10 protein-coding genes and 1 pseudogene are annotated in these 9465 nt (G+C 63.7%); 3 read left to right on the plus strand and 8 right to left on the minus strand.

The features are described from left to right. Nucleotides 1–339, plus strand: a pseudogene (locus EOD15_RS21150) (DUF1176 domain-containing protein); the annotation flags it as partial. Nucleotides 340–368: 29 nt separating this feature from the next. Here EOD15_RS21150 and EOD15_RS21155 read toward each other — a convergent pair. The 7 genes from EOD15_RS21155 to EOD15_RS21185 all read right to left on the minus strand — a co-directional run bounded on the left by EOD15_RS21155 (nt 369) and on the right by EOD15_RS21185 (nt 6726). Further along, nucleotides 369–1220: an alpha/beta hydrolase gene (locus EOD15_RS21155; protein ID WP_127321616.1), complete on the minus strand. Its 852-nt coding sequence runs from the start codon at nt 1218–1220 to the stop codon at nt 369–371. 87 nt (nt 1221–1307) lie between these two features. Then, entirely contained in the window at nt 1308–2918 is a 1611-nt protein-coding gene (locus tag EOD15_RS21160) for a molybdopterin-binding/glycosyltransferase family 2 protein (RefSeq protein WP_127322828.1), read from the minus strand. Then, nucleotides 2915–3619, minus strand: coding sequence for an XdhC family protein (locus EOD15_RS21165; RefSeq protein ID WP_127322829.1), 705 nt, complete (start codon nt 3617–3619; stop codon nt 2915–2917). The genes EOD15_RS21160 and EOD15_RS21165 overlap by 4 nt, the downstream gene beginning before the upstream one ends. A gap of 6 nt (nt 3620–3625) precedes the next feature. Next, the gene (locus tag EOD15_RS21170) at nt 3626–3964 is read right to left on the minus strand and encodes an XdhC family protein (protein ID WP_127322830.1); all 339 of its coding nucleotides are present in this window, start codon (nt 3962–3964) and stop codon (nt 3626–3628) included. Nucleotides 3965–4024: 60 nt separating this feature from the next. Beyond that, nucleotides 4025–5269 (minus strand): VWA domain-containing protein, encoded by a 1245-nt coding sequence (locus EOD15_RS21175; protein ID WP_127408799.1) that lies wholly within the window; start codon nt 5267–5269, stop codon nt 4025–4027. 3 nt (nt 5270–5272) lie between these two features. After that, nucleotides 5273–6202 (minus strand): MoxR family ATPase, encoded by a 930-nt coding sequence (locus tag EOD15_RS21180; protein WP_127321105.1) that lies wholly within the window; start codon nt 6200–6202, stop codon nt 5273–5275. Then, nucleotides 6199–6726 carry a flavin reductase gene (locus EOD15_RS21185; protein ID WP_095791541.1) on the minus strand — a complete coding sequence of 176 codons (528 nt, stop codon included), beginning with the start codon at nt 6724–6726 and terminating at the stop codon, nt 6199–6201. The genes EOD15_RS21180 and EOD15_RS21185 overlap by 4 nt, the downstream gene beginning before the upstream one ends. A 179-nt stretch (nt 6727–6905) precedes the next feature. Here EOD15_RS21185 and EOD15_RS21190 point away from each other — a divergent pair, with 179 nt between their 5' ends. Together EOD15_RS21190 and EOD15_RS21195 are read left to right on the plus strand one after the other, a co-directional pair. Next, entirely contained in the window at nt 6906–7979 is a 1074-nt protein-coding gene (locus tag EOD15_RS21190) for a branched-chain amino acid ABC transporter substrate-binding protein (RefSeq protein ID WP_127321104.1), read from the plus strand. Next, nucleotides 7979–9004 (plus strand): P1 family peptidase, encoded by a 1026-nt coding sequence (locus tag EOD15_RS21195; protein ID WP_127408800.1) that lies wholly within the window; start codon nt 7979–7981, stop codon nt 9002–9004. Before EOD15_RS21190 ends, EOD15_RS21195 begins: the two co-directional genes overlap by 1 nt. A 9-nt stretch (nt 9005–9013) precedes the next feature. On the opposite strand, the gene EOD15_RS21200 is transcribed toward EOD15_RS21195, so the two are convergent. Continuing rightward, entirely contained in the window at nt 9014–9268 is a 255-nt protein-coding gene (locus EOD15_RS21200) for a DUF2171 domain-containing protein (RefSeq protein WP_127321102.1), read from the minus strand. Nucleotides 9269–9465: the final 197 nt, after the last annotated feature.

Raw genomic sequence — 9465 nt, forward strand, 5'->3', positions numbered from 1 at the left:
GTCTACTATATGACCGACGAGATATCGGGCGTGCAGCAATTGCAGTTCGCCGAGCCCAAGATGGACATCCGCTACGAGAACAATGACAGCAACGGCAAATTGCTGGGCATGAGTATCGTCGGTTTCCAGACGTCCGGCTGGGCGGTCAATTCCGACTATGACGAGGCTGCCCACACGATCACAACATTCAACAAGTGGCGCGGCATCGGCGATGCGTCCGACGCAGGGACGTATCTGTTCCGCAACGGCAATTTTTCGCTGGTCCAGTATGACGTCGATGCGTCCTATGACGGCGAGCAAAATCCGGAGACGGTTGTCGACTATAACACCGCGCCCTGAGCGTCACACGAGCTTGCAGGCTGCGTCGATCAGGGCGCCATCGACAGCATCCAGTTGAGCGTGCCGCGCCAGTCGGTCATGCGGATCGGGGTGCCATGGGTGCCTGTCTCGAAGCGGACGAAGCGGGTCGGATAGGTCTTCGATTTGGCCAGGATCGAGCGAAAGAACGCCTCCTGCTTTGCCACGGGGTAGACCACGTCGTGGCTGCCCTGGCCGAAGAAGACCGGCACGCGGCGCTTGAAGGCCGGGCTGGTGAAAAAGCTCTCATCCCACAGCGAACCGAGCAGCAGCAGGCCATTGATGCGTCCGCCCGTGTCCTTGCGCGCGGCCAGCTTCCAGCACAGCGCGCCGCCCATCGAGCCGCAGGCGACGAAGATCTTCGCGCCTGGCGACTGTTCGGCATAATGACCGATCAGCGCCTCCACCTGCGCCGCTCCCTTGTCGCCGAAATCGGTGAAATCCGGGCTGAGGTAGAGGCCGCCATTGCCGGCCATCAGGTTCTTGAGCCGGTTAAAATTGCCGCCGAAGGTGAAGTCGTCGACACCCTGCTTGCGGCTGCCGCCCTGCCCGTGCAGATAAAGCACGATGATGCCGGCGCCCTCGGTCTTGCCTGCGGCGACATGCCTGACATCGCCGGCATCGGTTTTCAGCAACAGATCCTGCTGCATCTTGCGGACGCCGGTGTCGGTGTATTGGGCGTTCACCCGGCGCTCCGGCACCTGGTCACGCTGGTTGATATCGCGCATCTCGCGGTAGTCGATGACGGTATAGGCGCCATTGGTGTCGGACGACAGCGTGGCTGGATAGGCGAACAGATCGTCCTTGAAGGGTTTTAAGGACAGAGTGTCGGCGCTGGCGACCGAAGAAAACAAGAAAAGCATTGCTGTTAGGAAAGCGCGGCAGGCCAGAGGGGGGTGCGACGGTACGAATAGCCATGTCCAAGGCATGCGTAATTCGGCTTGGGTTTGTCAATCCTGCAGCACGCCGCCGGCGCCTTCCAGCGCCTCGCGTGTGTCGACATCGACTGACGCCGCCGCGCCGATCTCGACATCGATGACATCGAGCCCTTCCGTCTCAACCAGATGGCGCGCGCCTGTGTCGCCTTCGAGATGGGCGATCGCCGGAAACAGCGAGCGCGGCAAAAGCACAGGGTTGCCGCGCTTGCCGTCATGCGAGGCGCGGACCACCGCATTGCCGCCGGCCTTGCGGAAAGCATCGATCAGTCTGTCGAGATCATCGGACGTGATATCGGGCATGTCACCGAGAACGATCATCACGCCGGCGGAATCTTCCGGCAGATAGGCGATGCCGGCTTTCAGCGAGGTGGACAGGCCCTCGGCAAAATCGGGATTGTAGGCGAAGGTCACGTCGAGGCCCGCCAGCGCAGCGCGCACCCGCTCGCGCTGGTGGCCGGTGACGACGACAGTGCTGGACGCCTTCGAGCCGAGCGCCCGCTCGGCGGTGCGGCGCACCAGCGGCTTGCCGTCGAACAGCGCCAAAAGCTTGTTCGGCCCGCCCATGCGGCTTGAGCGGCCAGCGGCCAGCAGCACGATGCCGACCTTGAGCTGGCTTTTGGCCGGCAGCGGTTCGCGCGGCTGCGGCCGTGTCGGGATTTCCATCAGCAGCCCGCCGACCCCCATGGCGGCAATATCCCTGGCCGTCACGTCGAGGCCAGCGATCAACCGGTCCAGCACCCAGTCGAAACCATTCTCCTTGGGGCTGCGGGCGCAGCCGGGCGCGCCGATGACGTGCTTGCCGCCGAGCGTTCCGAGCACCAGCAGATTGCCGGGATCGACCGGCATGCCCGCGCGGATGACTGCACCACCCGCCCTCTCGATCGCCGCGGGAATGACATCGGCGAAATCGCTCATCGCCGAAGCGCCGAAGATCACCACCATGTCGTTGTCGCGCGCCAGGGAGACCGCGGCCTCCGCCACTGGCGCGACCTCATGCGGCGTGCGGCGCTCCGCAGTCAGCCTGCCCCCGGTGCGCGCCAGCCGCGCTTCGGTGACGCGCAGCGTCTTGTCGAGCACGGAAGGCTTGATGCCCGGCAGAACCGTCTGGATGACGCCGACACGCACGGGCCGGTAGGCATTGACGGCAAATATCTCGCCCGCGGCGCAGATTTCTGTCGCAGCGCCGACCAGCGCTGAACTGACCGCGAAGGGAATGATCTTCACGGTCGCGACCATCTGGCCTTTCTCGACCGGCGCATGCTGCGCCAGCGTCGCAATGGTGATGGCGGGATCGATGGCATTGATGGCGTCGATGATAGCGGCATCGACCGTGAAGATGCCCGGCGCCTTGGCATGGAGGTTGACCCGCCCGGTCGCGGCAGGCCTGGCTTCGATCCCGCGAAAGGCCATGCTCTCGACAATCGTTTGCGCGGCGGCATCCTCGCTGAGGTCGTCCTCAGCCAGAACAGCCGCAACGACCTCGGAAACACCGGCGGCCCGCAGCAGCGCCACATCTTCGGCGCTGAGCCTGTGCGCCTTGCGGAAGCGGCGTTCACCAGCGGTGGTGGAGTGCGCCAGCACCGCGCCTTCCGCCGTCTCGATCGGGATCGGGCCGAATTTCACGCCGCAGCGCCCTTGGCATCGAGACCTCGCGAGCGGAAGGCGTTGATGGCCTGTGCGAGAACGGCAACGGCGATCTCGGCCGGGCTGGCAGCACCAATGTCGAGCCCGATCGGCGCATGGATACGGGCGATCTGATCGGCGCTCGCGCCCAGCGCCAGCAGGCGTTCGACCCGCTTGGCATGCGTCTTCCTGCTACCGAGCGCCCCGACATAGAAACAGTTGGCGTCGAGCGCGGCCTTCAGCGCGAAATCATCGACCTTCGGATCATGGGTGACGGCGGCAAGTGCGGTGTAGCTGTCAAGCGGCTGGCGCTTCAGCACATCCTCCGGCCATTCGGCATGAAGCGCCACATCGGGAAAGCGGTCCGGCGTGGCGAAAGCGGTGCGGGGGTCGATGATCTCCACGGGATAGCCGGCGATCTTCGCCATCGGCGCCAGCGCCTGGCTGATATGGACAGCGCCAATCACGACCAGACGCGGCTGCGGCAAATGCGCATTGAGAAAGAAGGTTCGCCCCTCTGCCTCGACCGAACCGGAGTTGCCTGTGCGGAACGCCCTGGCGATCGCGGCGCCAAGATCGCCGGCGACCTGATCGCCTTCGCGCACGATGCGGTCGCGGCCGTCACCGAGATCGGTGACCAGGATCGCCGCACGGCGAGCTCGTCGTTCGGCGTTCAAAATTTTTAAGGCGTAGGGATCCATCCGAGATCAGCCCAGTCTTTCCACGTACACCTTGATGCGGCCGCCACAGGACAAGCCGACCTGCCATGCGGTTTCATCGGCAACACCGAACTCCAGCATCCTGGCCTTGCCGCTGTCGATGACGTCGATGGCCTCACTGACCACAGCGCCTTCGACGCAGCCGCCCGAGACGGAGCCGTGGAAATCGCCGTCGGCGTCGATGACCAGATGGCTGCCTACAGGTCGGGGCGCCGATCCCCAGGTCTCGACCACTGTCGCTATGGCCACCTCCTTGCCGTCCTTCATCCAGCCCTCCGCGATGATCAGCGGGTCGCGGGCCTCATCCAGATAAATGCTGTTTTCCATGACCGTTTCTCCAGAAGTCTGTTTTTCTCGGGATCTGTTTTCCGGGTGGGAAAGATATGGTTATGCGGCGTGCCTCGCGCCAGCGTCCAGCCATCGGCGCGGATCGACGGATTGTGCCGACTTCTTGTCCAATGACGCGCAGAGATCGGCGAGCGCATCGAGATTGTGCACCGAGCGGAACTCGTCGACATGCGGCAGCATCGCCTTGACGCCACGGGCGCGCGCCTGAAAACCGTCAAAGCGCAGCAACGGGTTCAGCCAGATCAGCCGCCGGCAGGATTTGTGCAGGCGCTCCATTTCCTCCGACAGGCCGTCGACATCGTCGCGCTCCAACCCGTCGGTGATCAGAAGCACGACCGCCCCCTGCCCCAGCACGCGCCGCGACCATATCAGGTTGAACTCGGCAAGTGTGTCGCCGATGCGGGTGCCGCCCGACCAGTCCTTGACCGCCGCAGAACAGTGGGCAAGTGCTGCATCGGGATCGCGGTGGCGCATCTGCCGGGTCAGATTGGTCAGTCTGGTACCGAAGACGAAGGTGTGCACGCGACGCCTTTTTTCCGTCAGTGCATGCAAGAAATGCAGGAAGATGCGCGTGTACTGGCTCATCGAGCCTGAAATGTCGGCCAGAACCACCAAAGGCGGATGAACTTCGCGGGCTGAGCGGAATTTCGGCAGGATCAGTTCGCCGCCGGTGCGCGCGGCCGAACGCATCATGGCTCGCGGATCGATGCGGCGGCCATGCGCATCGGCCTTGAAGCGCCGGGTTCGCACCATGTCGAAAGGCAGCCGCAGTTCGGCGATCGCCTTCTTGGCGTCGGCCATCTCGGCGGCGTTCATCTGGGCAAAATCCTTGGCCCGCAGCACCTCGTTGCCGGAAAAAGTGAAGCGGGCGTCGACCTCGATCTCGGGAATTTCCTGTGGCGGCTGGTTCTTCTGGTGGCCCTCGAACATCGCCTGGCTGACCCGGTTTTCAGCGGCGCGCGGCTTCTGCTTTTCCCTGGTGTCGGGTGCCACCGGCGAAAACATAGCCAGCATTTTTTCGATCAGTTCGCGCGACTTCCAGAACAGCCGGAAAGCTTCGTCGAAAGTGGCGTGATCCTCATGCCTGGACACCAGCACGGCGTGCAGCGTCCAGTAGAAATCATCGCGCGAACCGATGCCGGCAACCAGCACCGCCTCGATTGCGTCCTTGACCGAGGCCGGCCCGACCCGCATGCCTGATTTGCGCAAGGTGCGGGCAAAATAGACGATGTTGTCGGCAATCCGCCCGTGCGGCATGGCCTCTTTCGGTTCGGGGCGCGGCATCGCCTACTCCGCCGCCGAAAGCTCAGCCTTCACCTCGTTGAGGATGCGCCGGCCTTCGCCCTGTTCGATGCGGGCAATGTCGTCCTGGTATTTCAACAGCACGCCGATCGTGTCGGAGACGGTTTCCGGATCGAGCGCCACCTTGTCGAGTTCGGTCAGCGCGCCGGCCCAGTCGATGGTTTCGGCGACGCCAGGCACCTTGAACAATTCGATCTGGCGCAGCTTCTGGATGAAGGAGACCACTTCGGCCGAAAGCCGCTGGTTGGCCTGCGGCACCTTACGGCGCACGATCTCGAGTTCGCGCTCGGCGTTGGGATAGTCGACCCAGTGATAGAGGCAGCGCCGCTTCAGCGCATCGTGGATTTCGCGGGTTCGGTTGGTGGTGATGATGACGATCGGCGGCTCTTCCGCCTTGATGGTGCCGAGTTCGGGCACCGTCACCTGGAAGTCGGACAGGATTTCGAGCAGGAAGGCTTCGAACGCCTCGTCGGTACGGTCGAGCTCATCGATCAGGAAAACCGGGGCAGCGCCCGTCTGTCCGGTCAGCGCATCGAGCACCGGGCGGCGGATCAGGTATTTTTCGGAAAAGACGTTGCGCTCCATGGCGGAGCGCTCGACCTTGCCGGCCGCCTCCTCCATGCGGATCTCGATCATCTGCGCGGCGTAGTTCCACTCATAGACGGCGGACGAAACGTCGAGGCCTTCATAGCACTGCAGGCGGATCAGCCGGCGACCGAGCGCCTGTGCCAACACCTTGGCGATCTCGGTCTTGCCGACGCCGGCCTCGCCCTCGAGGAACAGCGGCCGCTTCATACGCAACGACAGGAACAGCACGGTCGCCAGCGACCTGTCCGCCACATAGTCCGCACCGGTCAGGAGATCGAGCGTCTCGTCGATCGTCCGTGGCGCGGCGCGCGGTTTCAGCTCGGTCATTCTTTCTCCGTGAACGCCGCCGCTCCGCTGTCCAGAACGTGGTAGCCGCGGGCGTGGTAGATCAGCGGCCGCAAATTATCGCCCATACGCAGACCTGTCACCTTGCCAAAAAGCACACGATGGGTGGCCAGATCCTTGGTGTCGATCAATTCGCAGTCGAACACGGCAAGCGCGCCTTTCAGCGTCGGCGCGCCGGTGGAGATCACATCCCATTCGCCAAGCGCGAAACGTTCCTCGACCGGCAGGCCGGTGATGCCGGAAAAGCCGACCGACAGCGGCTCCTGGTGCGAGGCCAGCGTGTTCAGGGCAAACCTGCCGTTTTTCACGAACAGCTCATTCTTGGCATTTTCGCGGTTGAGACAGACCAGGATGGTCGGCGGCGTGTCCGACACCGAACAGGCGGCGATCACCGTCGTGCCGCGCTTGCCGGCCGGCCCGTCGGTGGTGACCACATGGACGTGGCCGGCAAAGTGGCTCATCGCGTCGCGATAGGCCTGCGGCCCAATGTCGTTCTTCTTCAGCACCGTATTTTTTCCATGGTCAGGATCCTACCGACATATATGGCCAGATATAGCCCGCCACAAGCGAAGTGCTTGAGCCATATCCCGAAATTCCCGTGTTGCACCAAGGCCGGGCAGCCTTTAGGTCTTGGCGGCAATAGTGCCAGGAGCATAGAGCCGGCACGGAGGGACCCATCGCTCGAATGCGACCCAGGACAAGAACAATAGCGGCGCTGTTCTGGCTGTTTCTGGCCAGTGCCGCGGATGCCCAGACGCTGCTCGTCGGCGTCGCGGCACCGCTATCGGGACCATCTGCCATTCTCGGCAAGCAGATCGAGGCCGGTACCGGCCTGGCGGCCGAAGCGAACGGCATCGAACTGAAGACCGTGGATGATGCCTGCACCGCCGATGGTGGCGCTACTGCTGCCAGAGAATTCGCCGCTGCCAAGGTCAATGTCGTGGTCGGCTTTCTCTGCACCGAGGCGATCGAGGCGGCGATGCCGATCCTGAAGGACGCCGGCATTCCGGTTATCACCATTGGCGTGCGGACCGAAAGCCTGACCGACCGCCGCGCCAAGACCGGCTGGCCGGTCTATCGCCTCGGGCCACGCGGCGACGATGAGCGCAACGCCATCGCGTCTGCCCTTACCCATCTGTGGCAGAACGAGCTGTTCGCCATTATCGACGACGGCACCATCTACGGACGTGAGATCGCCGAGACGTTGCGGGCAGCGGCCGAACAGGCAGCGCTGAAACCGGTATTCGTCGACACGTTCCGGCCACAGCTCGACAACCAGATCGGCATGATCGGCCGGCTGAAGAAGGCCGGCGCGACGCATGTCTTTGCCGGTGGCGACGGCGACGACATCGCCATCATGGGCCGCGATGCCGCACAGCTTCAGGCGGGTATCGTCTTTGCCGGCGGCGAAAATCTCCGCACACCGCCGGGCGATGTACCCTATGCCGTGGGCACGCTGATGATCGCACCGCCGGAATGGGCCGATGTCGCCGATCCAAAAGTGCTGGCGGCATTTGACGCTAAGAAGATCGTGCCTGACGGCTATGCGCTGCCGGCCTTTGCGGCGGTCGAAATCGCCAAGGCAGCATCAGGCTTGTCCGAAAGCTCGGGCAAGCCGCTGACGGAGGCCCTGACCGGACAGGATTTCACCACGGCGATCGGGCCGATCCGCTTTGATGCAAAAGGCGACCTCAGCCAGAGTCCCTACCGCGTCTTCCGTTTCGACGGCACGCGCTTCGCGCCCTTGGAACGCAACTGATGTTTCGCACCGGCCCACGCAACCTGATCACCGACGTTGCCGGCCTGCGCGTCGGCAATGCGTCCGACGCCAGCCTGAAGTCCGGCGTCACGACCGTGCTTTGCGACACGCCGACAGTGGCCGGCGTTCAGATCCTGGGCGGCGCACCGGGCACCCGCGAGACAGACCTGCTCGAACCGCACAATTCCGTCGATGTGGTGCACGCCGTCGTGCTTTCAGGCGGTTCGGCTTTCGGCCTCGACGCGGCGTCCGGCGTGCAGGCGGCATTGCGCGAACGCGGCATCGGCCTGGAGGTCGGTGGCTTTCGCGTGCCGATCGTGCCGTCGGCGATCCTGTTCGACCTGCGCAATGGCGGCGACAAGGATTGGGGCCGTTATCCGCCCTACCGCGAGCTTGGCTATGAAGCCGCGCAACCCGCCACCGCCGATTTCCAGCTTGGCACGATTGGGGCCGGCACCGGCGCGCTGACCTCGGGGCTAAAAGGCGGCCTCGGCTCCGCCTCGACGCTGCTGGATAGCGGCGTCACCGTCGGTGCGCTGGCCGCCGTCAACCCGACCGGTTCGGTGACAACAGGCCGAACCCGCCATTTCTGGGCGGCACCATTCGAAATCGGCGACGAATTCGGCGGGCTTGGTTACCCCTCGCCGATGCCGGCCGATGCGAAACGGATTCTTTTGAAACACCGCGACAAGCATGTTGGCAGGCAGATGGAGACCGGCGGCAACACCACCATCGCCGTCATTGCCACCGATGCGGTGCTCACAAAAGCTGCCGCCAAGCGCCTGGCGATATCGGCGCATGACGGGTTCGTGCGCGCGATATGGCCGACGCACACACCGGCCGATGGCGACCTTGTGTTCGCGCTGGCGACCGGCACGAGCGGTATCGAACTCTCCGCCGATGCGGCAATCGATCTCTACGCCGCCGCCGGCGCCACCATGGCGCGCGCCATCAGTCGCGGCGTCTATGCGGCAACCCCTGCCGAAAACGATCTGTTTCCGGTCTGGTCGTCACGCCTGAGGTGAAGCGATCAATCAGACCCGATCGGACTTTTCTTCCTCGAACGTCACCGCGACATCGGAATTCGCCGACAGCCAGACCTTCTTGCCGTCGACTTCGGCAATCAGGCTCAGGGGAATATAGTGATGATGGCCCTTGTGAGCGCCCTCGCCGCTATCGGCCTTGGTCAGCTTGATGCGCTGGCTATCGACCTTGTCGACAGTGCCGACATGCACGCCGTCGGCGCCGACGACTTCCATATGCTCGCGAATTTTGCTGGTGTCGGTCATGGTGGTTCTCCATTGGGACTGCCGACCATAACAAATGACGGGCCGATTGGATGCATCGGCTTTCGCACCGCACGACGTTTTGATTTCGGCGTGCTAGGGGATTGAGACGATCACGGGGGTGAAGACCGATGCGAATGCTCTTTCTGTTTGCCGTTGGCCTGCTTGCACAGTTTGCCACCTCGATCGCGGCCCATGCC

It is taken from the genome of Mesorhizobium sp. M7A.T.Ca.US.000.02.2.1, from assembly GCF_003996995.1.
Taxonomy (GTDB): Bacteria; Pseudomonadota; Alphaproteobacteria; order Rhizobiales; family Rhizobiaceae; genus Mesorhizobium.